The organism is Aquabacterium sp. (genome assembly GCF_050725395.1).
Taxonomy (GTDB): Bacteria; Pseudomonadota; Gammaproteobacteria; order Burkholderiales; family Burkholderiaceae_C; genus Aquabacterium.
Genome location: NZ_JBOHHL010000002.1, coordinates 252823 through 273252, shown reverse-complemented (window position 1 = coordinate 273252; position 20430 = coordinate 252823). Strand labels below are relative to the sequence as shown.

Sequence of the window (20430 nt, the reverse complement as noted above, 5' to 3'; positions counted from 1 at the left end):
GATACCAGGAGAACACCATGCCCCAAGCCCTCGCGCCCACCAGCGTCCCGGTGGTCATCAATGAAGAGAAATGCATTGCCCAGAAAGGCTGCACCGTGTGCGTCGATGTGTGCCCGCTCGACGTGCTGGCCATCGACATGGTCAAGGGCAAGGCCTACATGAAGTACGACGAGTGCTGGTACTGCATGCCTTGCGAAACCGACTGCCCCACCGGTGCGGTCGAGGTCAGCATCCCCTACCTGCTGCGCTGAAAGGCTCACCATGATTGCTTCCCATCCCTTCGCGCAGCCCAGCCTGATACGGCAGCAACTGGTCGACGCCGATCCCGAGGTGCGCCGCGTGGCCATCCGCGAACTGCCCTACAGCGAGGAGGACGACTACATCCCCTTGCTGATGGCCGCCCTCGGCGATGCGCATGCGGGCGTGAGGGCCGACGCGGCCTTGGCCCTGGAGGGCATCGAGCAGGAAGAGGTGGTGTCCCTGCTGGTGCCCATGCTCAAGGACGACAGCCCCGAGGTGCGCCAGGCCGTGGCGCAAACCCTGACCGAGTTGAAGGAGCCGCAATGGGGCAGTCTGCTGCTGGGCATGGTGGGCGACCCGGAACCCCAGGTGCAGGCCAATGCCCTGAAGGCCTTGCGCGCCTTGCGTGTCGAAGCCGCCTTCGAACCGGCCATGGCCGCCACCGCTTCCGGCGATGCCGGCGTGCGGCGCGAGGCCCTGGGCGTGCTCGCCTACTTGAAGAACCCCGGCGCCCTGCACAAGCTGACGCAAGCCGCGATGTCCGACCCCGATGCCGAAGTGCGCCGGGTGGCGGTGGGCGGGCTGGGCTTTGCCAGTGGCGCCGATGCCAGCCCGGCCCTGGTGCGGGCGCTGACCGACGAGTCCTGGCAAGTGCGCCAGGAAGCGGCCAACACCGCAGGCAAGTTGCAACTGGCGGGTTGCGTGCCGGCCCTGATGCAGGCCATGGCCGACACCTACTGGCAGGTGCGCGTGGCCTGCGCCCGCGCCCTCGGCAAGCTGAAGGCCCGGCCTGCCTTGCCCACCTTGATCGAGGCCCTGAACCACGAGGTCAGCAACCTGCGCAAGGAAGCCGCCGTGGCATTGGGCGAGGTGGGTGACCCGGAGGCCCGGCCCGCGCTGGAGAACGCCGCCAACGACCCCGACCCCGATGTGCGCAAGCTCGCGCGCCTGGCGCTGTCGCGGCTGGCGGCCTGAACCGAACTGCGCATCACACACACGAAGGAGCGTGTCATGACCTTTGTCGTCACCGAAGCCTGCATCCAATGCAAGTACACCGACTGCGTGGAAGTCTGCCCCGTCGATTGCTTCCACGAAGGCCCGAACTTCCTCGTCATCAACCCCACCGAGTGCATCGACTGTGGCGTGTGCGTGCCTGAGTGCCCCGCCAACGCCATCGTCGATGAAGGTGATCTGCCAGCCGACCAGCAGATATACCTGTCGCTGAACGCGGAGCTGTCCAAGACCTGGCCGGTGATCTCGTCCAGCAAAGCGCCGCTGCCTGATGCCGATGACTGGCGTGATGTGCAGGGCAAGCATGACCAACTCATCGCGGAGGCCCGAGCATGAATGCACCCACCCTCTTGTCGGCGCTGGAGCCACGCCCCAGCTTCAACACCTGCAGCGGTCCCACCGACCAGCCCATCGAAACCGATGCCCTCATCGTCGGTGCCGGCCCGGTGGGCCTGTTCCAGGTGTTCGAGTTGGGCCTGCTGGAGATCAAGGCGCACATCGTTGACTCGCTCGCCCACCCGGGCGGCCAGTGCATGGAGCTGTATCCCGACAAGCCCATCTACGACATCCCCGCTGTGCCCGTGTGCACCGGGCAGGAGTTGACGGACAACCTCCTGAAACAGATCGAGCCTTTCGGGGCAACCTTCCACCTGGGGCAGGAAGTGGTAGAGGTGATCCCGCAGGCCGATGGCCGCCACCTGGTCGCCACCTCGAAAGGCACGCAGTTCCTGGCCAAGGCCATCTTCATCGCTGGTGGCGTGGGCTCATTCCAGCCACGCGCCTTGCGTGTCGATGGGCTGGACCGCTTCGAAGGCACGCAAGTGTTCTACCGCGTGAAGAAGCCGAGCGACTTCGCGGGCAAGAACCTGGTGATCGTGGGCGGTGGGGATTCGGCGTTGGACTGGGCGCTCAATTTCGTGCAGCCCGGGCCGCAGCAGGCCGGCAGCGTGGTGCTGGTGCACCGCCGCGATGCATTCCGCGCCGCGCCGGCCAGCGTGGCCAAGATGCGCGAGCACTGCGCCGCGCTGGAGATGCAGTTCGAGGTCGGCCAGGTCACGGGCTACCAGGAAAGCGATGGCCGCCTGAGCGCCGTCAAGGTGACCGGGGGCGATGGGGTGACCCGGGTCATGCCTTGCGATGCGGTGCTGGCCTTCTTCGGACTCAGCCCCAAACTGGGGCCCATCGCCAACTGGGGCATTGCCCTGGACCGCAAGCAGATCGAGGTCGACACCGAGCGCTTTGCCACCAATGTGCCGGGCATCTTCGCGGTGGGTGACATCAACACCTACCCGGGCAAGAAGAAACTGATCCTCAGTGGCTTCCATGAGGCCGCGCTGGCGGCCTTCGCGGCGGCGCCCCTGATCTTTCCCGACAAGCGCATCCACCTGCAGTACACGACCACCAGCCCCAAATTGCACCAGGTGTTGGGTGTGGAGACCCCGGTGCTCGATTGAGGAAAAGCCCATCGCCATGGCACGCGTCATGCAGATGTCATGACAAGCCAAGACCAGTTTCAACGCATTGCATCAGGAGTTCTTTCATGATCCGCAGTTCATCGAATCGAAGCTTGACCCGCTGGGCCCTGGGCGCGGCCTGGGGGGTCTTGGCCACCGTGGCCCAGGCCGCTCCACAAGAGGTGGTTGTGGGCATCGGCACCCAGAACACCACCACCAACACCGTGACTGGCGGCATCGTGCTGGACAAGCTGGGCCTGCTGGAAAAGAACCTGCCCAAAACCGGCAAATACGCCAACATCAAGTTCGTCATCGACTGGCAGAACTTCACCTCGGGGCCGCCGGTGACCAACGGCATGATGGCCGGCAAGTTGCAGATCGGCATGATGGGCGACTACCCCTTGCTGGTGAACGGCGCCACCTTCCAGGCGAGCAATGACACCAAGAGCAAGCTGATCGCCATCCTGGCCTACAACCAGTTCGGCGCCGGCAATGGCGTGGTGGTGCACAAGGACTCGCCTTACTACCAGCTGTCCGACCTGAAGGGCAAGCGCATCTCCGCCCCTTTCGGCTCGGCCGCGCACGGCATGTTGCTCAAGGCCATGGAGGACCGCGGCTGGAAGGACGACTTCTGGGACCTGTCCTCGCAAAGCCCCGAAGTGGGCACCACCAACCTGCAGGAAAAGAAGCTGGATGCGCACGCCGACTTCGTGCCCTTCATGGAGCTGCTGCCGCACAAGGGTTTCGCCCGCAAGATTTTCGACGGGGTGGAGACCAAGCTGCCGACCTTCCACGGCGTGGTGGTGCGCGAGGACTTCGCCAAACAGTACCCGGAGTTCGTGGTGGGCTACCTCAAGGCGGTGATGGAGGCCAACGACTGGGTGCGTAAGAACCCCAAGCTGGCCGCCGAGAAGATCGCCGAATGGACCAAGATCGACAAGGAAGTGGTCTACATGTTCCTGGGCCCGGCCGGTATTCACACGCTGGACCCGACCCTCAAGCCCAAGTGGATCGAGACCATCAAGTACGACACCGGCGTGCTGCAGCGCCTGGGCCGGGTCAAGCAATTCGATGTCAATGCCTGGGTGGATGACAGCTATGTGCGCGCCGCCTTCAAGGAGCGCGGCGAGGACTATGAAGCGCAGAAGGCCAGCTTCGCGGGCAGCGAGATCGCCGGTCAGGACGCTTTCTGCAAGAAGCCCATCGCCAAGTCCATCGAGGCGGGCGAAGTCTGGCTCAAGTCTGGGGAACTGAGCGCCTACAGCAGCGCGGCTTGCACCTTGGGGGCCATCAAGCAATTCACAGGGCAGGGCAAGGCCGTGGGGGCGTCCTACCTTTTCGACCAGAACCTGAACATCAAGGTCTTCGCCGACAAGGCCTTCTTCGCGGTCAACGACCAGGATCCCAAGGCCCTGGTCATCGAACCCTTCCTGCTCAGGAAGGATGCCGAGCAGATGGCCGCCAAGGTCAAGGGCAGGGTGCTGGCCTACGAGCAAGTGCTCGCGCTCATCAAGTGAACCATTGAACAGGAGTCCGCCATGCGCATCGCCGAACCTGTGATGGCCCCTTCGGCCAAGTCCCTCGCGGCGGGGGCCCCCCTGGTGGTCGTGGCGCCCGCCACGGCCCCGGCTTCCGCCAAACCCGCGCGCCGCCTGCCATGGCGCGCCTTGCGCACCGCGCTGAGCGCCGCCTTGTCGCTGGGTGCGCTGCTGCTGGCGTGGCACCTGGCGGTCAAGTACCGGTTGGATTTCTACATCCGCTTCAACAACATCCCTGCACCGGCGGCGGTGTGGGAGGACGCGCAGACGCTGTTCGCCAACGCACGCTTCCAGAAGCACATCTACCTGAGCCTGCAACGCATCTTCCTGGGCTTCGCGATCGCTTCGGTGATCGGCGTGGGGCTGGGCCTGCTGCTGGGGCGGTTTCGCACAGCCCGGGAGCTGGTGTTCCCCGCGCTGGAAGTGCTCCGGCCCATCCCGGCCATCGCCTGGGTGCCCATGTCCATCATGCTGTGGCCCAGCAACGAGGTGAGCATCGTGTTCATCACCTTCCTGGGCGCCTTCTTTCCCATCTTGCTCAACACCATGCAGGGCGTGCAGGCGGTCGACAAGGTGCTGGTCCGCGCCGCGCAAAGCCTGGGCGTCACGCAGCGAGCCATGTTCTTCGAGGTCATCCTGCCGGGTGCCTTGCCGCATGTGTTCACCGGGCTGGCCCTGGGCATGGGCGTGGCCTGGGTCTCGTTGATCGCGGCCGAGATGATCTCGGGCCAGTTCGGCATCGGCTATTTCACCTGGGAAGCCTACTCGCTGGTGCGCTATTCCGAAATCGCGCTCGGCATGATCGTCATCGGTGTGCTGGGGCTCTTGTGTTCCGGCCTGATCCGCCTGGTGGGGCGCTCGGTGATGCCCTGGATGGCCTACGACGCCGCCAACCACGATTGAAGGAGAAACACCATGGACCGACATCCGCACAGTGACGTCAAGGGCCTGATCCAGGTCGAGCACCTCGAGGTGAGCTTCGAAGCGCAGGGCCGCCTGGTGCAGGCCGTGGACGACGTGTCCATGCAGGTGCAGCCCGGCGAGTTTGTTTCCATCATCGGGCCGTCGGGCTGCGGCAAATCTACGCTGCTCAACGTGGTCGCGGGTTTTCTGCAGGCCTCGTCGGGTACCGCGCAGGTGGACCACCGGCACGTGAAGGGGCCGGGGGCCGACCGGGGCGTGGTGTTCCAGCAGTACTCGCTCTTTCCATGGATGACGGTGCGCAAGAACGTGGAGTTTGGCTTGAAGATGAAAGGGGTGGACCGCACCTCGCGCGTGTCCACCGCGCGGACTTTGCTGTCCATGGCGGGGCTGCTGGCTTTCGAGAACCACTACCCCGACCAGTTGTCGGGTGGCATGAAGCAGCGCGTGGGCATCGTGCGGGCCCTGGCCACGTCGCCGCAGGTCCTGCTGATGGACGAGCCTTTCGGCGCGCTGGATGCGCAGACGCGCGTGGTCATGCAGGAGATCCTGACCAACATGTGGCAACGCCTGCGCATCTCGGTGCTGTTCATCACCCACGACATCGACGAGGCCGTGTTCCTGTCCGACCGCATCTACGTGATGACCGCGCGACCTGGGCGCATCAAGGCCGAGATCCGCGTGCCACTGCCTCGCCCACGCACACCCGCCATGACCAGCTCGCCCGAGTTCCTGCGCATCGTGCAGCAGATCAAGCAATTGATCCGCGAGGAAAGCCTGAGTGCGATGGGCGGTGATCTGAAGGACGGGGCTTTGCAAGGTTTGAGCACCGAGATCGGCCCCGGTGGGGTCGAAGGCCTCATGCATTGAATAAGAAGGGATCAGACCATGATTGAAGAGCTGTTGATCGACCAGCAGCGCGAGGTCCTGACCTTGCGCCTGGAGGATGGTCGCCGCATCGACCTCCCGGACGCGATGTTGCGGGCTTCCTGCAAATGCGCCTTCTGTGAGTCGGGCCGGCGCAAGGGCGAGCCACCGCTGGTGGCCGAAGGCACGCACATCGTGGGCTGGGAGTCCATGGGCGCGGCCATCCACCTGAAGTTCTCGGACGGCCACGCGCGGGGCATCTACCCCTATCCCTATCTGCTGACCTTGGCCGAGGCCCAGGCCACCGAACTGCCCACGGCACCATGACCGGCCTGGCCCTGGCTCGTCCGCCATCCTGGTGGTTGCGCTGGGGGGCCACGGCGCGAGGTGCCTTGCTGCCCGTCACGATTGCGACCGCGGCGCGGTTCCTCACCGATCACCAGGGCGGACCGGCCTTGCTGTACGCCCTGCTCCTGGGCATGGTGCTGAACTTCCTGCACGAGCAGCCCCACATCCAGCAGGCCTGTCTGCATTGCGGGTCGCGCGGCCTGCGCATCGGCGTCGCCTTGCTGGGGGCCCGCATCACCTGGGCCCAATGCGCGGAACTGGGGCTGCACACCCTGGCCCTGCTGACGCTGTGCGTGGTGTCCACCATCCTGGTCAGCGTGGTGATCGGCCGCTGGCTGCGCACGCCCCTGGCCGATGCGGTGGTGGCGGGCGCGGCGGTGGGCATCTGCGGCGCCTCCGCGGCGCTGGCCGTGGCCGATGCCTTGACCCCCAGACGCGTCAAGCCCGCGCTGGTCCTGCTGGTGGTGGTGACCGTGACCTGCCTGTCCACCAGCGCGATGGTCCTGTACCCGGCCATGCTGCACGCGATGCACCTGGGCGGCGTCCAGGCGGGTGTCTTTCTGGGGGCTTCGGTTCACGATGTCGCCCAGGTGGTGGGCGCGGGCTACCACATGGGGCCGGCCGAAGGCGATGTGGCCTCGGTCACCAAGATGATGCGTGTGGCCTTGCTGGTGCCGGCCGTGCTGGTGATCGCCTGGTTTTTCCGGGAGCGTGTCGAGCACGCGAGCGCGGTGGCGCCGCCACGGCCCTGGTTCCTGGCTGGATTCGCCTTGCTCGTGTTCATGAACTCGGCGGGCCTGTTCACGCCCGCCATGAGGTCGGGGCTGACCATGGCCTCGCAGTTCTTCATCCTGGTGGCCATGGCCTCCATGGGCCTGCGCACCTCCCTGAGGCAACTGTTCGAGGCGGGCTGGAAGCTGCCCACCCTGCTGTTGCTGGACACCCTTTTCATCGGTGCGCAGGCGCTCATCGGCGTCCACCTGATGTGGTAAACAGAGGGCATGAACAGCAGCACCATCCCCTGGCTTGCCCTCTTCCTGTCCCTGGCCATCCTCGGTGCCTACGAAGTGCACCTGGCGCTGCTGTCGCGCCGCCACCCCCTGGCCACGGCCCGTTCGGCCCACGCGCTCTTGCGGGCCGAATGGGTGCAGGCCCTGTCCCGGCAGGTCGGCTCCGAGATCGTTGCCGTGCAGGCGCTGCGGAACTCCCTGATGTCGGCCACCATCACGGGTTCGACCGCGGCGCTGGCCTTGATGGGCACGCTCACCGTGACGGCATCGTCGCAAGAGATGGCGCTGTTCGGCATGCAGAAGCTGTCGGTGCGGCTGGCGCTGGAGCTGCTGATGCTGGCCACGCTGTTCTCGTCCTACGTGTGCTCGGCCATGGCCATGCGCTATTTCAGCCACGTCAGCTTCATCATGTCGATTCCGGTGGATTCGCCCGAGCGCCAGAGCCGGCTGCCCATGGCCAGCGACTACATCCGGCGCGCAGGCATCCTGTACAGCTGGGGGCTGCGCTTGTTCCTCTTCCTGGCGCCGATCATCGCGGGCCTGGTCAACCCCCTGGCCATGCCCGTGGCCGCGCTGGTGCTGGCCCTGGTGCTCCGGTCATTCGACCGCGTGCCCTCGCACACGCCGCCCCTGGGGTAAGCATGGCCCGATCGGCATGCGAATTGCTGAATGGCTACTCGACTTCAGCAAATCCAGGCGGACCCACCATGCGCGAACTCTCCCACAGCGGCCAACAGGCCATCCAAGACATCGCCCAACGCACGGGCTTCAGCCCCGACGCGGTCATGAGCATGCTCGACTCTGTCATCAACGGCAATGGCGGCATGGCCCAGTTCAACCACCCCGAGTTCGGCGGCTACGGCCAATGGATGCGCGGCGGCATGACCATGGTGTCCGACATGTTCAACAACCACCTGAAGGGGCGCGTGGATGGCCTGTGCTCCGAGTTGGCCAACCTGGTGGCCAGCCAGCCCGACCTGGTCCGCACAGGCAGCTTCCAGTCGCAAAGCCAAGGGGGGCATGACCGCTTTGGTGGCCAGCAACAGCAGAACCATGGTGGGTACCAAGGCCAGTCACAGAACCATGGCGGGTTCAACGAGCCGGTGAGCCTGTTCGTGCCCGGCACCAGCAACGACTGGTGGCCATCTGACTTGCGCTGGCCCAACAGCACCGGTGCGCAGAACGGCGTGCGCTACGCCTATTTCGCGCAGGCCCGCCGGCTGGCCATCGATGTGGGCGGCCGCGTGACGGTGTACGACACGCTGGACCACCAGATCGGCGGCTTTTCGCAGCAGCAATCCGGCAGCGGATCCCTCAGCTTCAACAGCCAGCACGGTTTGGTCGACGTGGCCTCGCTGCCCGTGGTTTCGGGCGAGGGCGCTCACCGTCCGGCGCCGCAGTTTCAGCCGCCGTCGCAGCCCCAGTACAACGCCACGCCCGCGCAAGGCGGCGATCAGTCGGACATCTTCGCCACCATCGAGAAGCTGGCGGCCTTGCAGTCCAAGGGCATCATCAGCACGGAAGAGTTCGCGGCCAAGAAGTCTGAACTCCTGGGCCGCCTCTGAGCGTGGTCGTCAAAGCCAGGTGCCGTTGCCTTGCGGCATCTGGATGGTGTTGGCGGGGCTGTCGTTGGTGATGAACGAGCCGATGAAGACGCTGAGCAAGGCGATGAAAATGGCGGCGAAGAAGGCCGTCCAAAAGCCCGACACGGTGAAGCCCTTCACCAGCGCGGCCACCAGCATGATCATCAAGGCGTTGATCACCAGCAGGAACAGGCCGAAAGTCAGCAAGGTCAAGGGCAGCGTCAGCAGGATCAGCAGTGGCTTGACGATGGCGTTGGCGAAGCCCAGCAGCAGGGCCGAGATGATCAGCGACGAGGCGCTTTCGAACCGCAGGCCCTTGAAGAGGTGGCTGGCCACCCACAAGGACAGGGCGGTGATGCCCCAGTGAAGCAGGAAGGGTGTCAGGTGATCGAACATGCGGTAGTGTGGTGGTCAGTGGGACTGGAACCATTATCAAGGCCCCACCGCCACGGCGCATGGGCGCGCTTCACAACCCTTCAGGAGAGATTGCATGAGCACGGACAACCTGCTTGAGGCCTGGCTGGCGCAAGAGCGCGAGGTGCTGGCGCGCCTGGAAGCGGGCCCCGGCCCCGGCCTGGCCAGCCCCGAACAATTGGCCGGCAAAACCGGGCTGGAGATCATGGAGGCCATGCTGCGGGGCGACATCCCCTACGCGGCCATTGCCAAGACCTTGGATTTCACGGTGCTCGAGGTCAGCCCAGGCCGCGCCGTCTTCCAGGGCACGCCCTTGCCACAGCACCTGAACCCGCTGGGCACCATCCACGGCGGCTGGTTCGCCACGCTGCTGGATTCGGCGCTGGGCTGCTCGGTCCACACCCTGATGCCGGCAGGCCGCTCCTACACCACGGCCGAACTGAGCGTGAACTACGTCAAGGGCCTCTTGCCTAAAGTGCAGCGCGTGCGGGCAGAGGGCAAGGTCATCCACTGCGGGCGGCAACTGGCCACCGCCGAGGCGCGCCTGGTCGGCCCCGATGGCACCTTGTACGCGCACGCCACCACCACCTGCCTGGTGTTCGACCTGCCCAAGCGCTGAAGCCGGCCGGCCCGCCAGCCAAGGCGCGGGCACGCCAACTGCCTGTCGATGGGAACCTTCACTTCCGTCAAGGCCGCTGCCATGCCGCACAGTCTCTGGAAAGGCGCCATCTCGTTTGGCCTCGTTCACATCCCCGTGGCGCTGTACCCCGCGTCGCGCGAGGACGCCATCGATTTCGACTGGCTGGACAAGCGTTCCATGGACCCGGTCGGCTACAAACGCATCAACAAGCGCACCGGCAAGGAAATCACCAAAGAGAACATTGTCAAGGGCGTGAAGTACGAGGACGACCGCTACGTCGTGCTCAGCGACGACGAGATCAAAAAGGCCTATCCCAAGACCACGCAAACCATCGAGATCGAAGCCTTCGTCAAGGCCACCGACATCCCCTTCGTCCACCTGGAGCGTCCCTACTACCTGGGCCCCATCGCTAAGGGCGAGAAGGTCTATGCCCTGCTGCGCGAAACCCTGCTGGCGTCCAAGCGCATCGGCATCGCCCGCGTCGTCATCCAGACCAAGGAGCACTTGGCCGCGCTGATCCCGGTCGGCCCGGCCCTGATGCTCAACACCCTGCGCTGGCCGTCCGAAATTCGCCCGTGGGATGAGCTGAAGCTGCCCGCCGAGGGGGCCAAAGCCGCCGGCTTGAGCGAGCGCGAGCTGACGATGGCCTCGCAACTCGTGGACGACATGTCGGCCGATTTCGATCCCGGCCAGTACAGCGACAAGTTCCGCGATGCCGTGATGTCGCTGATCGAGACCAAGGCCCAGGCGGGGCAACTGAGCGAGGTCAAGTCCCTGGAAACGGCGGAAGATTCGGGTGGCGGTGGTTCCAATGTGATCGACCTGACGGAATTGCTGAAACGCAGCCTGAACAAGGGGCAGGGTGCCGGCCCAGACAAAGCTTCGAAGCCTGCGGCCAAAAAGGCCACGGCCAAAACCGCCGCCCGGAAAACCACCGCCGCGCGCAAGCGGGCTTGATGAAAGGGCATGGGCCATGCTTCACGCTTTCGCGACCGATGATTTCCTGAACGCGGTGGACGACTTCGACCGGCATGCGCGGCGAGGGCGCCAGTCCTTGTCTGGAAAATCTTGCGGCAAGGACCGCAAGCCACCCGAGCGGATGCGGTTCTATCCCGCCATGGGCAGCGCCCGGTCGGCCGAGGCAGTGTGCCGGGACCTGTGGGCGTTGGCCTCCGCCCGGCGAGACCAGTCTCCCGACACCCTGATCGCGGTGTTCAAGGGCCCTGCGATCCGGGATGCCCGCCATTTCGAATCGCTGATGTGGCGCCAGTTGCAGACCATGCATGGCGTGGATGCACGGTGCTTCGACTGGGATGACTCGGTGCGCGGCGACGCCGTGCGGCCGGTGTTCAGCATCGGCGGCAGGCCCTGGCAGGTGCAGGGCGCGGTGCCCGCCTCCGACCAGGCCTGGCCCCGCATCGTCTTCAAGTCACGGCGAGGATGACATGGGCACGACTCACACGCACTCGACGCCAGGCAACCCCCTGGCCCGCTACCAGGGCAAGCGGGATTTCGCCATCACGTCGGAACCACGCGGCCAGCAGGTCTCGAAGACCCAGGGCTGGTCCTTCGTGATCCAGAAACACGCGGCCTCCCGCCTGCACTACGACTTCCGCCTGGAGCTGGACGGGGTGCTGGTGTCGTGGGCCGTGCCCAAGGGGCCGAGCCAGGACCCCGCCGACAAGCGCATGGCCATCCACGTGGAAGACCACCCCTTGTCCTACGGCAGCTTCGAGGGCACCATCCCGCCGAAGCAATACGGTGCCGGCACGGTCATCGTCTGGGATCGGGGGCGGTGGGAGCCGGTGGGCGATCCGCGCCAGGGCCTGGCGAAAGGCAAGCTGGTCTTCAAACTGCAGGGTGAGAAGCTGCAAGGTTTGTGGGAGCTGGTGCGCATCGCCAAGCCCGGCGACAAGCAGGAAGCCTGGCTGTTGTTCAAGAAGCGCGACGAGTTCGCACGCCCGCGGTCGGAGTACGACGTGGTGACGGCCCTGCCCGACAGCGTCATCGCCAAGCCCACGCGGTTGCCCAAGCCCGTGCCCAAGCCCGCGCCCAAGGCCACCGGCCGGGCCGCCTTGCCCAAGACCCTGGCCCCTCAACTCGCCACCCTGGCCAAGGGCGTGCCCGAGGACGGACGCTGGTTGTTCGAGTTGAAGTTCGATGGCTACCGCCTGCTGGCACGCGTGGAGGATGGCCAGGCCAGATTGATCACCCGCGCGGGCAACGACTGGACCGACAAGATGCCCCAGGTGGCCAAGGCCGTCGAGCGGCTTGGCGTGAGCTCGGGGTGGTTGGACGGCGAGATCGTGGTGCTCGATGAACAGGGCACGCCCAACTTCAACGCACTTCAAAACGCCTTCACGCACCACACCGCGCAAAAGGGCATCGTCTACTTCCTGTTCGACGTGCCTTTCTTGAACGGGGAAGACCTGCGCGAAGTGCCGCTGGAGTCTCGCCGAGCGCTGCTCCAGGAATTGCTGGAAGCCAAAGGGCGGGACCCCTTGCGCTTCAGCGCCGCCTTCGAGGCCGAGCCTGCCACCATCCTCGACTCGGCCTGCCAGTTGAAGATGGAAGGCGTGATCGCCAAGCGGGCCGATTCGCCTTACACCTCGGCCCGCTCGGAAGCCTGGCTCAAGCTCAAGTGCATCCAGCGGCAGGAGTTCGTGGTGTGCGGCTACACCGACCGAAGCGACGGCACGGCCCAGGTCGGCAGCCTGATCCTGGGGGTGCATTCGCCCGATGGATCGTTGGTCTCGGTGGGCAGCGTCGGCACGGGATGGAGCGCCCAGGAAGCCCGCGCGCTGAAGGCACACCTGGCCAAGCTGCACACCGATGCGCCACCGTTCGCCGCGGGCGTGGCCAAACCGGGCCGCTGGTCGAAACGCGCCCCGGGCAGTGAGCGCTGGGTCAAGCCTGAAGTGGTGGCCGAAGTGCAGTTCGCCGAATGGACGCCCGATGGCCAGATCCGCCACGCTTCCTACGTGGCGTTGCGCACCGACAAGCCGGCCAGCGACATCGTCCGCGAGACCGCCCGGGACGTGGGCCATGCCAAGGCGTCCAAGCCATCGGGCAAGGTCAAGGTGAGCCATGGCGAGCGGGTCATCGACCCGTCGACCGGGCTCACCAAGCTGGACCTGGTGCGCTACTACGAATCGGTGGCCGACTGGATGCTGCCGCACCTGAAGGGGCGTCCTTGCTCCCTGGTGAGGGGGCCCGAAGGCATCGCCGGCCAGTTGTTTTTCCAGAAGCATGCCGGGGGCATGAAGATGCCGGGCGTTCGACAATTGGACCCCGCGCTCTGGCCGGACCACGAGGCCTTGCTGGAGGTGAACACCTTGCAAAGCCTGCTCAGCGCCGCGCAGATGAACGTCATCGAATTCCACACCTGGAATTCGCGCAGCCGGACCATCGACAAGTCCGACCGCATGGTCTTCGACCTGGACCCGGGTGAAGGCACGCCCTGGCCGCAGGTGCAGGAGGCGGCGGTGCTGGTGCGGTCCTTCCTGTCCGACCTCGGGTTGACCTCGTGGTTGAAAACCAGCGGTGGCAAGGGGCTGCACGTGGTGGTGCCCTTGAGCCCGCGCCTGGAAGCCGACGTGGTCAAGGCCTTTTCCAAGGCCATCGTGCAGCACCTGGCCACCACCATCCCGGCGCGGTTCGTGGCCAAGAGCGGGCCCGCGAACCGCAAGGGCAAGCTCTTTGTCGATTACCTGCGCAATGGCCATGGCGCGACCACGGCCGCCGCGTTCTCGGCCCGGGCCCGGCCTGGCCTGGGGGTGTCGATGCCGGTCAGTTGGGATGAATTGCCGAACCTGAAAAGCGGGGCGCACTGGACCATTTCGACTGCGCGCGATCGCCTGTCCTTCCAGTCGGTGGACCCCTGGGCAGACTACTGGGCCAGCAAGCAGACCTTGGGTGCCGCGATGAAGGCCCTGGGCTTCAAACCCGGTCCACCTGCCAGCGCATGATCATGGGCCCGACGGCGGCCTGGGGTGCCGACCCGCGGCCTGGAGGAGCCGGTCCAGGACGATGGCCAGGATCACGATGACCAGGCCCCCGACCAGGCCGGTGCCTGCGTCGTTGCGCTGCAAGCCGATCAGCACCGTTTCTCCCACCCCTCGCGCCCCGATCATCGAGGCCACGACGACCATGGCCAGCGACATCATGGTGGTCTGGTTGAGGCCTTGCCGGATGGAGGGCAGGGCCATGGGCAACTGGATGCGCGTCAGGATCTGCCAGCGGCTGGCGCCCAGCACGCGGCCTGCTTCGACGGCATCCAGGGGCACCTGGCGCAAACCCAGCTCGGTCAGGCGCACCAGGGGTGGCAAGGCGTAGATCACCGTGGCCAGGATGGCGGGCACCTTCCCCAGCCCGAACAGCATGGCCGCCGGCAGCAGGTAGACGAAACTGGGGATGGTTTGCATGGTGTCGAGCAGCGGGGTGGCCAGGCCGCGAAGCCAGCGGGACCGGGCGCACAGCACCCCCAAGGGCAGGCCCAGCACCAGGCACAGCAGCACCGCCACGCTGACCAGCGCCAGCGATTGCATGGCCTGGTCCCATTGGCCGAGTGCCCCGACGAGCCACAGGCCGGCAACCGTCGCCAAGGTGAACGTCAAACGCCGGCTCAGGGCCAGGCCCAGGGCCGCCGTGGCCAGCAAGATCGCCCAGGCCGGCGCACCGCGCAAAGCTTGCTCCAGGGGCATCAGCAGGGTCAGCAGCAGGTTCGACACCGCTTCGAACTGGTCGCCATGTCGCGTGATCAACGCGTCCAGCAGCGCATTGGCGGTGTCGCGCAGGGGTGTGCCCCAGTCGGGAAACGTGGCCGACATCAAGTCAATCACAAGCGGGCCTTCACGCGCGCGGCGACGTCTGGCGTGACCCAAGGCGTCCAAATGTCTTCGCGGGTTTTGAGGAAACGCCGGGCGGCGTCATCGGGGCTGCTTTTGCGGGATTGCATGTCGGCCAGGGCTTCAGAGACGACAAGGCTGGACAGGCGGTAGTGCTGCAGGAAGGCGTGCACGCGGGGTGCCCGGTCGGCAAAAGCCTTGCTGAGACCGACCACCACCTGCACCACCGGGTAGGCCGTGGCCGCCTTGACCGAGCGCGGGTCCTTGGCCTGGTCGAGCGCCTGCCACTTCGCGGCATCGAAAGGCGGTTCCTGGAGCATCAGAAGGTCCTGGCCAAGTTGGCCCATCAACCAGGAAGGCCCCCAGTGGTAAAACAAGATCGGCCGCTTCCGTTTCACCGCCGACAGGATGGCCGCGTCCAGCGCCGCGCCCGTGCCGGGTCGGAAGTTGGCGTAGTGCGCGTCCAGGCCGTAGGCGGCCAGCTTCTTGGTGTTGAACAGCTCGCACTGCCAGCCAGCGGGGCAGTTCATGAAGCGGCCTTTGCCGGGTTCTTCCGGGTCGCTGAACACGGCTTGATGGCGCGGCAGGTCGGCCACCGACTTGAGCCCCGGCGCCCGGGCGTCCGGTCCTTCGACCACGTAACGGGGCACGTACCAGCCTTGCGTGGCGTCGGGCACGTTGACGCCAGCCTCGACCACCTTGCCCGCGGCCAAGGCCTTGGTCCAACTGGCCGGCGTGTTGGCTTTCCAGACCTCCATCACCACGTGAACTTCACCCCGCGCGACGCCGTTGATGAGGGCCACGGTGGTGCCGGGCACGGTGTCCACGGCACACCCCAGGCCGTCGCGCACGATGCGTTGCGCCACGGCGGTGTGAAAGGCGTTCGACGCCCAATCCAGACCGGCAAAAACCACGGGAGTCGAGACTTCGCAGCGCGGGGCGGGTTGCGCGCTCGCCCCGGGGCAAAAACAGGGGCCCAGAGCGAAGGCGGCGACCACCGACCACCATCGTTTTGCCAGGACACGCCACGCTTGAACGCTCATCTTGACCTCGCTGAAGTCCGGGACACGGGCCATTCTTCCACAGCGGGTCCGCTGATTGCCACACGAAGGACAGGGATCCTGGCCAACAGGTCAGCGGCTTTCAATCAGGAGTACGGCATGAATCATTCGGGCGACATGGGCAAGGTCTTGGTGGTGGACGACTGGCGGGACGGTGCCGAGAGCCTGGCGATGTTGCTGGGCTTGGCCGGCTATGAAACTGCCACCGCCTACAACGGGGCCGAGGCGGTGGAGGTGGCCAAAAGTTTCGCGCCCGACACGGTGATCCTGGACATCAACATGCCGGTGATGGATGGCCAGCAGGCCGCGCGGGCCTTGCGTCAGGCCTTTCCGAACCGTGACATGGTGCTGGTGGCCTTGACCGCGCAGGAACGGCGGGCCGACATCAATCCCCTGGCCGAGTTCGATCTTTACCTGCAAAAGCCGTGCGACACCGGCTTGCTGCTCAATTTGCTGAGCCACCTGCATTGACGCGGCGGCGGGCGTGGGCCTTGAAGAAACGCAGCATCTCCTGCGTGGCATCGGGCCCCTTGGCATCGGTGTAGCTGCCCTGTGCCCGGCCGCCTGACCAGGCATGGCCGGCCCCATGGACCACCCAGTGCTCGGCCACCACGCGGCCTTCGGCATCGCGGTGCACGCGGCGGGTGCTGGCGCGCCCCGTGTCCGACCGCATCTTTTCCTGCTCGACCGTGGTGGCGCCGGCATGGGCCGCGACCAAGTGCTCGCCATTGGCGGGGTGCACCGTGCTGTCGCGGTCGCCATGGAAGACGATGAGGGGTGGGGCACCGGCCTGCTTCGCAGCAGGCTGCGGCGCGCCGTTCTTCATGGCCATCAAGGCGCCACTGATGTCCGTGGCGGAACCCACGGGCAAGCCGGAATGCACGCCCACGGCCTTGAAAAGATCGGGGTAGGCTGCGCCGACGATTGCCGCCATGGCACCGCCGGCCGACAGGCCCGCCACGTAGACACGGTCAGGGTCGATGCCGTGGCGGTGCATCACCTCGCGCGTCATGTTGGCGATCAGGGCGGGCTCGCCACGGTCGCGCTTCTGGTGGTTGTGCTTGAACCAGTTCCAGCAGCGTTGGGCATTGGCATGTTGTGTCTGCGCGGGGTAGAGCACGAAAAAACCCTGGGCCCGCGCCGCCTCGTTCATGCCCGTGCCTGCCGCGAAGTCGTCGGGGTCCTGGGTGCATCCGTGCAGCATCACCACCAGTGGCAAGGCTTGGCCTGCGTGGCCGGGCGGCACATACAGCTTGTAATCCCGCGCGCCGATGGCGTCGGTGTGTCGGCCCGCCAGAAAACGGCCGGCATCGTTCGGTGTCGCATCCTTGGCAGTGGGTTGGGCGTCTGCCGGTGGCAGCACCTCGCGGGCGACCACGTCGATCACGCCGGGGTCTGGTCGGGGCGGTGAAGAAGAAGCCTGGGTCAAGGCCTCTTGGATGGCGGCGGTGGCCGCGCCCAGGTCGCCAGCCAGGGTCAGGCGCGAGGCCTGGCCCATCAGTTGTTTCAAGAGTGGGTTCATGGTGTCCTTCACGGGGTCAGGCGGTTCATCAGCGCAGCCGGTCGGCCAGCGCTGCTTTGACGGCCGCGCTGGCGTGCAGGGCGCCCATCACGGTCAGGGAATCGATGGTGGCGAGCGCCAGTTCAGGGCTCACATCGAGGGCGATGGTGGCCAGCCCCAGCACCCTGATCTGCAAGGTCTGGCCAGCCGCCTGCAAGGCTCGCAAGTCGTCGGCGCTGAAATGCTGGATGCCGAGCACGAGCATCTTCCGGGCCACCACTTGCTTCACCACCTCGGCGTGCGTGGCCAGTTGGTTGCGGATCGCGGTGCGGATCAGGTCGGTGCGGTTGGCGTAGAAACCTTCTTGCACCAGCAGGTCGATCTGTCCCAGATCGACCACACCCAGGTTGATGGTGATTTTTTCGTCGAGTGGTTTGTTCGACGAGATGGAAGGGCTGAGTGCTGGCATGGCACCATCCTATCACCATCCAAGTGGATGGTGCAAATGGGCCCCGCTGAAACGGATCTGCGCGTCCCCGCACCCCTCGAACGGGGTAGGACATGGCTGACAACGCCTTGCGGTGAACGCTGCTGGATATTTCGGAGGTGTTTGGGCCCAATGGCCCATCCTCATTCCCAAGGCTTGGTATGTGCCACCTCTCCGCCACGAATCAGCGCCATGGATAAGCCCCTCATGCGCATCGCGGGCGACACCGACGAAGCCCCGCCGCCACTCAAGCCCGAAGCCGAGCGCGTGCTGTTGCACATGCCCGTGGACGTGCGCAGCGCCTCGCTGGCCGTCATCGCCACCCTGATGGGCCTCTTTGCACTGCACTGGGCCCGCGCCGTGTTCGTGCCTCTGCTGTTGGCCATCATGTTCACCTACGCCTTGACGCCGGTGGTCGATGCGCTGTGCCGTTGGCGCATGCCTCGCGCCTTGAGCGCGGCCGTGCTGATGTTGGGCCTGGTGTCGGCCATCGGGGCGGGCGCCTACACCCTGCAGGACGATGTGGACAACCTCATCAAGTCGATGCCCGAGGCCGCGCGGGCCTTGCGCAAAGCCGTGCGCGGCCAGCATGTGCAAGCGGACAGCAACATGGACAAGGTGCAGAAGGCCGCGGATCAACTGCAGCTGGCCGCCGCGCAACTGAGCCAGGCGAGCAACGCGGGTGGCCGGGGCATCACCCGCGTGCAGATCGAAAAACCGGTGTTCAACATCAACGACTACCTGGTGGTCGGCACGCTGGGCATCGTCGAGATGATCGGGCAGTTCACGGCAGTGTGCTTCATCACCTACTTCATGCTGGCCTCGGGCGACATCTTCCGGCGCAAGCTGGCGCACATCGCCGGGCCCAACTTCGCCAAGCGAAAGATCACGGTGCAGGCCCTCAACGAGATCACGCAACAGGTGCGCCGCTACCTCGTCGTGCAGATCCTGACCAGCATTGGGGTGGGCGTGGCCACCAGCCTGGTGTTCTGGGCCATTGGCATGAACCACGTGGCGGTCTGGGGCATCGTGGCCGGGGTGCTGAACCTGATCCCCTACCTGGGCTCGATCGCGGTGTGCGCGCTGTCGGCCGTGGCGGCATTGACGCAATTCGGATCGCTGGACAAGGCCCTGCTGGTGGCCAGCGTGTCGGTGATCCTGCATGTGATCTCCGGCTACATGATCGCGCCCTGGCTGACCAGCCGCACCAGCCGTCTGAACACGGTGGTGGTGTTCGTGGGCATGCTGGCCTGGGGCTGGTTGTGGGGTGTGTGGGGCCTGTTGCTCGGCACGCCCATCATGATGGCCATCAAGGCGGTCTGTGACCGGGTGGACGAGCTCAAGGCGGTCGGCGAATTGATGGGCGGTGTCGAGTCCAGCAAGGACTCGGCGGCGGTCCTCAACGTGCCCTGACCAGAAACGGGCCAGGGCAGTCAACGCTGTTCAGGCGCGTTCCACCTCGGGCAGGATCGCCAGCGTTTGCACCGGGCCGAAGATGGTGGAGAAGGCCACGTCCTTGGCGTCGCGGCCCGTGGCGATCAGCACCAGCTCGCGCGGGTCCGACATGCGGGTCGGGTCGAACAACTCCCAGCGCCCGCCCACATAGGCTTCGAACATCGCGTGGAAGTCGGGTGGTGGCGTGTCGAACATGGCATAGCCCACGGCCAGGCGTGCGGGGATGTTCAGCGCGCGGCACAGTGTCACGCCCAGGTGGGCAAAGTCACGGCACACACCGGCATGCTTGAGGAACACATCGCAGGCGGTGCTCGTGCTGTCGGTGGAGCCCGTGCGGTATTCGATGTTCTCGTGGATCCAGTCGCAAATGGTCTCGACGCGTGAGCAGCCCGGCGCCACGTGGCCGAAGAGCTTGTTCGCGGCGGAGGCCAGCAGGTCGGATTCGCAATAGCGGGTCGGCATCAGGTTGTGCAGCACTTCATCGGGCAACTCTGCGATGGCCATTTCGGGTGCCTTGCGTCGGCGCGGTGGCCGGGCCACGGCCACCTTGGCCTTGTAGCGCAGGTTGAAGTTGCCGGGCTTGGCCTGCACGCGCAGAAAGCGCTGGCCGACGTGCGGGTCTTCATAGACGCGGTAGAAGGCGCTGGACGTGAGCTTGAGCGATTCGGACTGGATGTGTTGATCGGCGCTTTCCAGCGCATGGATCTGGAACACGAAGTCCGTGGTCTGGGCCAGCTTGTACGACAGCGTGCAATCGATGTTGAAGAGGCGCGGGGTGGGGCTCATGAGGGCTTGAAACCCGTGCTGCAAATCTTTCTGGAGGCGCGATCAACCATGGCGATGTGCTCCACCGCGCACGCGGCGCGACAGGTCGGCCACCAGGGCCAGGCTGGTGGCCAGGTACTGGTCATCCGTGAGCGGCGCAGGGCGCCGGCGTGTGCCAGCCTGGGCACGTGTGGAAAGGCCGTTGGTGCGCTTGGCCTGGTCGGTTCGCGGGGAAGCGGTGTTCATGGTGGTGATGAGAAAGTGAAAGTGGGTCTTTGCATCTCGTTA

At 65.8% G+C, this 20430-nt stretch carries 24 protein-coding genes; 17 read left to right on the top strand and 7 right to left on the bottom strand.

Annotation, left to right across the window (positions count from 1 at the left end):
* Nucleotides 1-17 precede the first annotated feature (17 nt).
* The 11 genes from ACREB4_RS02625 (at nt 18) to ACREB4_RS02575 (ending at nt 8954) form a co-directional block, all read left to right on the top strand.
* Complete coding sequence (locus tag ACREB4_RS02625) at nt 18-251, top strand: 4Fe-4S dicluster domain-containing protein (protein WP_230180168.1); 234 nt, start codon at nt 18-20, stop codon at nt 249-251.
* A 10-nt stretch (nt 252-261) separates the two neighbouring features.
* Nucleotides 262-1215, top strand: coding sequence for a HEAT repeat domain-containing protein (locus tag ACREB4_RS02620; protein ID WP_431586635.1), 954 nt, complete (start codon nt 262-264; stop codon nt 1213-1215).
* Between the two features lie 36 nt (nt 1216-1251).
* Nucleotides 1252-1587: a ferredoxin family protein gene (fdxA, locus tag ACREB4_RS02615; protein WP_431586634.1), complete on the top strand. Its 336-nt coding sequence runs from the start codon at nt 1252-1254 to the stop codon at nt 1585-1587.
* The gene (locus ACREB4_RS02610) at nt 1584-2705 is read left to right on the top strand and encodes an NAD(P)/FAD-dependent oxidoreductase (RefSeq protein ID WP_431586633.1); all 1122 of its coding nucleotides are present in this window, start codon (nt 1584-1586) and stop codon (nt 2703-2705) included. The genes fdxA and ACREB4_RS02610 overlap by 4 nt, the downstream gene beginning before the upstream one ends.
* Nucleotides 2706-2791: 86 nt before the next feature.
* Nucleotides 2792-4222, top strand: coding sequence for an ABC transporter substrate-binding protein (locus ACREB4_RS02605; RefSeq protein ID WP_431586632.1), 1431 nt, complete (start codon nt 2792-2794; stop codon nt 4220-4222).
* Between the two features lie 21 nt (nt 4223-4243).
* Entirely contained in the window at nt 4244-5146 is a 903-nt protein-coding gene (locus tag ACREB4_RS02600; protein WP_431586631.1) for an ABC transporter permease, read from the top strand.
* A gap of 12 nt (nt 5147-5158) precedes the next feature.
* Nucleotides 5159-6034, top strand: coding sequence for an ABC transporter ATP-binding protein (locus ACREB4_RS02595; RefSeq protein WP_431586630.1), 876 nt, complete (start codon nt 5159-5161; stop codon nt 6032-6034).
* Nucleotides 6035-6052: 18 nt separating this feature from the next.
* On the top strand, nt 6053-6358 hold the full coding sequence (locus ACREB4_RS02590) for a gamma-butyrobetaine hydroxylase-like domain-containing protein (RefSeq protein ID WP_431586629.1): 306 nt from the start codon (nt 6053-6055) through the stop codon (nt 6356-6358).
* Nucleotides 6355-7371, top strand: a complete 1017-nt coding sequence (locus tag ACREB4_RS02585) for a YeiH family protein (protein WP_431586628.1) — start codon at nt 6355-6357, stop codon at nt 7369-7371. The genes ACREB4_RS02590 and ACREB4_RS02585 overlap by 4 nt, the downstream gene beginning before the upstream one ends.
* 9 nt (nt 7372-7380) lie before the next feature.
* Complete coding sequence (locus ACREB4_RS02580) at nt 7381-8028, top strand: DUF599 domain-containing protein (protein ID WP_431586627.1); 648 nt, start codon at nt 7381-7383, stop codon at nt 8026-8028.
* A 68-nt stretch (nt 8029-8096) separates the two neighbouring features.
* Nucleotides 8097-8954, top strand: a complete 858-nt coding sequence (locus tag ACREB4_RS02575; RefSeq protein ID WP_431586626.1) for an SHOCT domain-containing protein — start codon at nt 8097-8099, stop codon at nt 8952-8954.
* Between the two features lie 9 nt (nt 8955-8963).
* Here ACREB4_RS02575 and ACREB4_RS02570 read toward each other — a convergent pair whose 3' ends face one another.
* A complete protein-coding gene (locus tag ACREB4_RS02570; RefSeq protein WP_431586625.1) occupies nt 8964-9368 on the bottom strand; it encodes a phage holin family protein in 405 nt (134 codons plus the stop codon).
* 94 nt (nt 9369-9462) lie between these two features.
* Here ACREB4_RS02570 and ACREB4_RS02565 point away from each other — a divergent pair, with 94 nt between their 5' ends.
* From ACREB4_RS02565 to ligD, 4 genes are all read left to right on the top strand, one after another.
* Nucleotides 9463-10005 (top strand): PaaI family thioesterase, encoded by a 543-nt coding sequence (locus tag ACREB4_RS02565; protein ID WP_431586624.1) that lies wholly within the window; start codon nt 9463-9465, stop codon nt 10003-10005.
* A gap of 81 nt (nt 10006-10086) precedes the next feature.
* Nucleotides 10087-10983, top strand: coding sequence for a Ku protein (locus tag ACREB4_RS02560; RefSeq protein ID WP_431586623.1), 897 nt, complete (start codon nt 10087-10089; stop codon nt 10981-10983).
* A 16-nt stretch (nt 10984-10999) separates the two neighbouring features.
* Entirely contained in the window at nt 11000-11470 is a 471-nt protein-coding gene (locus ACREB4_RS02555; protein WP_431586622.1) for a YqcI/YcgG family protein, read from the top strand.
* Between the two features lies 1 nt (nt 11471).
* Complete coding sequence (gene ligD, locus ACREB4_RS02550; protein ID WP_431586621.1) at nt 11472-13994, top strand: DNA ligase D; 2523 nt, start codon at nt 11472-11474, stop codon at nt 13992-13994.
* Here the strand turns inward: ligD and ACREB4_RS02545 are convergent, their stop codons facing one another.
* Together ACREB4_RS02545 and ACREB4_RS02540 are read right to left on the bottom strand one after the other, a co-directional pair.
* On the bottom strand, nt 13995-14855 hold the full coding sequence (locus ACREB4_RS02545; protein WP_431586620.1) for an ABC transporter permease: 861 nt from the start codon (nt 14853-14855) through the stop codon (nt 13995-13997). It abuts the gene before it with no gap.
* A gap of 8 nt (nt 14856-14863) precedes the next feature.
* On the bottom strand, nt 14864-15916 hold the full coding sequence (locus tag ACREB4_RS02540; protein ID WP_431586619.1) for an ABC transporter substrate-binding protein: 1053 nt from the start codon (nt 15914-15916) through the stop codon (nt 14864-14866).
* Between the two features lie 117 nt (nt 15917-16033).
* Between ACREB4_RS02540 and ACREB4_RS02535 the strand changes: the two genes are divergently transcribed.
* Nucleotides 16034-16405 carry a response regulator gene (locus tag ACREB4_RS02535; protein ID WP_431586618.1) on the top strand — a complete coding sequence of 124 codons (372 nt, stop codon included), beginning with the start codon at nt 16034-16036 and terminating at the stop codon, nt 16403-16405.
* Here the strand turns inward: ACREB4_RS02535 and ACREB4_RS02530 are convergent.
* Nucleotides 16380-17456 carry an extracellular catalytic domain type 1 short-chain-length polyhydroxyalkanoate depolymerase gene (locus ACREB4_RS02530; protein ID WP_431586617.1) on the bottom strand — a complete coding sequence of 359 codons (1077 nt, stop codon included), beginning with the start codon at nt 17454-17456 and terminating at the stop codon, nt 16380-16382. The two genes, ACREB4_RS02535 and ACREB4_RS02530, sit on opposite strands and share 26 nt — an antisense overlap.
* A 28-nt stretch (nt 17457-17484) precedes the next feature.
* Nucleotides 17485-17904, bottom strand: coding sequence for a CopG family transcriptional regulator (locus ACREB4_RS02525; RefSeq protein ID WP_431586616.1), 420 nt, complete (start codon nt 17902-17904; stop codon nt 17485-17487).
* A 210-nt stretch (nt 17905-18114) separates the two neighbouring features.
* On the opposite strand from ACREB4_RS02525, the gene ACREB4_RS02520 reads away from it, so the two are divergent.
* The gene (locus tag ACREB4_RS02520) at nt 18115-19335 is read left to right on the top strand and encodes an AI-2E family transporter (RefSeq protein ID WP_431586615.1); all 1221 of its coding nucleotides are present in this window, start codon (nt 18115-18117) and stop codon (nt 19333-19335) included.
* A 30-nt stretch (nt 19336-19365) separates the two neighbouring features.
* Here ACREB4_RS02520 and ACREB4_RS02515 read toward each other — a convergent pair whose 3' ends face one another.
* Both ACREB4_RS02515 and ACREB4_RS02510 read right to left on the bottom strand, forming a co-directional pair.
* A complete protein-coding gene (locus ACREB4_RS02515; protein ID WP_431586614.1) occupies nt 19366-20163 on the bottom strand; it encodes a transglutaminase-like domain-containing protein in 798 nt (265 codons plus the stop codon).
* Nucleotides 20164-20205: 42 nt separating this feature from the next.
* Nucleotides 20206-20388, bottom strand: coding sequence for a hypothetical protein (locus tag ACREB4_RS02510; RefSeq protein WP_431586613.1), 183 nt, complete (start codon nt 20386-20388; stop codon nt 20206-20208).
* Nucleotides 20389-20430 lie beyond the last annotated feature (42 nt).

What these genes read in the sequence shown, in the direction of transcription:
- ACREB4_RS02555 (WP_431586622.1), top strand. Translation starts at nt 11,000, where the DNA reads ATGCTTCACGCTTTCGCGACCGATGATTTCCTGAACGCGGTGGACGAC.
- ACREB4_RS02560 (WP_431586623.1), top strand. Translation starts at nt 10,087, where the DNA reads ATGCCGCACAGTCTCTGGAAAGGCGCCATCTCGTTTGGCCTCGTTCAC.
- ACREB4_RS02590 (WP_431586629.1), top strand. Translation starts at nt 6,053, where the DNA reads ATGATTGAAGAGCTGTTGATCGACCAGCAGCGCGAGGTCCTGACCTTG.
- ACREB4_RS02595 (WP_431586630.1), top strand. Translation starts at nt 5,159, where the DNA reads ATGGACCGACATCCGCACAGTGACGTCAAGGGCCTGATCCAGGTCGAG.
- ACREB4_RS02525 (WP_431586616.1), bottom strand. Translation starts at nt 17,904, where the DNA reads ATGCCAGCACTCAGCCCTTCCATCTCGTCGAACAAACCACTCGACGAA.
- ACREB4_RS02530 (WP_431586617.1), bottom strand. Translation starts at nt 17,456, where the DNA reads ATGAACCCACTCTTGAAACAACTGATGGGCCAGGCCTCGCGCCTGACC.
- ACREB4_RS02610 (WP_431586633.1), top strand. Translation starts at nt 1,584, where the DNA reads ATGAATGCACCCACCCTCTTGTCGGCGCTGGAGCCACGCCCCAGCTTC.
- ACREB4_RS02565 (WP_431586624.1), top strand. Translation starts at nt 9,463, where the DNA reads ATGAGCACGGACAACCTGCTTGAGGCCTGGCTGGCGCAAGAGCGCGAG.
- ACREB4_RS02585 (WP_431586628.1), top strand. Translation starts at nt 6,355, where the DNA reads ATGACCGGCCTGGCCCTGGCTCGTCCGCCATCCTGGTGGTTGCGCTGG.
- ACREB4_RS02540 (WP_431586619.1), bottom strand. Translation starts at nt 15,916, where the DNA reads ATGAGCGTTCAAGCGTGGCGTGTCCTGGCAAAACGATGGTGGTCGGTG.
- ACREB4_RS02545 (WP_431586620.1), bottom strand. Translation starts at nt 14,855, where the DNA reads ATGTCGGCCACGTTTCCCGACTGGGGCACACCCCTGCGCGACACCGCC.
- ACREB4_RS02605 (WP_431586632.1), top strand. Translation starts at nt 2,792, where the DNA reads ATGATCCGCAGTTCATCGAATCGAAGCTTGACCCGCTGGGCCCTGGGC.
- ACREB4_RS02535 (WP_431586618.1), top strand. Translation starts at nt 16,034, where the DNA reads ATGAATCATTCGGGCGACATGGGCAAGGTCTTGGTGGTGGACGACTGG.
- ACREB4_RS02575 (WP_431586626.1), top strand. Translation starts at nt 8,097, where the DNA reads ATGCGCGAACTCTCCCACAGCGGCCAACAGGCCATCCAAGACATCGCC.
- ligD (WP_431586621.1), top strand. Translation starts at nt 11,472, where the DNA reads ATGGGCACGACTCACACGCACTCGACGCCAGGCAACCCCCTGGCCCGC.
- ACREB4_RS02580 (WP_431586627.1), top strand. Translation starts at nt 7,381, where the DNA reads ATGAACAGCAGCACCATCCCCTGGCTTGCCCTCTTCCTGTCCCTGGCC.
- ACREB4_RS02520 (WP_431586615.1), top strand. Translation starts at nt 18,115, where the DNA reads ATGGATAAGCCCCTCATGCGCATCGCGGGCGACACCGACGAAGCCCCG.
- ACREB4_RS02570 (WP_431586625.1), bottom strand. Translation starts at nt 9,368, where the DNA reads ATGTTCGATCACCTGACACCCTTCCTGCTTCACTGGGGCATCACCGCC.
- ACREB4_RS02625 (WP_230180168.1), top strand. Translation starts at nt 18, where the DNA reads ATGCCCCAAGCCCTCGCGCCCACCAGCGTCCCGGTGGTCATCAATGAA.
- ACREB4_RS02620 (WP_431586635.1), top strand. Translation starts at nt 262, where the DNA reads ATGATTGCTTCCCATCCCTTCGCGCAGCCCAGCCTGATACGGCAGCAA.
- ACREB4_RS02515 (WP_431586614.1), bottom strand. Translation starts at nt 20,163, where the DNA reads ATGAGCCCCACCCCGCGCCTCTTCAACATCGATTGCACGCTGTCGTAC.
- ACREB4_RS02600 (WP_431586631.1), top strand. Translation starts at nt 4,244, where the DNA reads ATGCGCATCGCCGAACCTGTGATGGCCCCTTCGGCCAAGTCCCTCGCG.
- ACREB4_RS02510 (WP_431586613.1), bottom strand. Translation starts at nt 20,388, where the DNA reads ATGAACACCGCTTCCCCGCGAACCGACCAGGCCAAGCGCACCAACGGC.
- fdxA (WP_431586634.1), top strand. Translation starts at nt 1,252, where the DNA reads ATGACCTTTGTCGTCACCGAAGCCTGCATCCAATGCAAGTACACCGAC.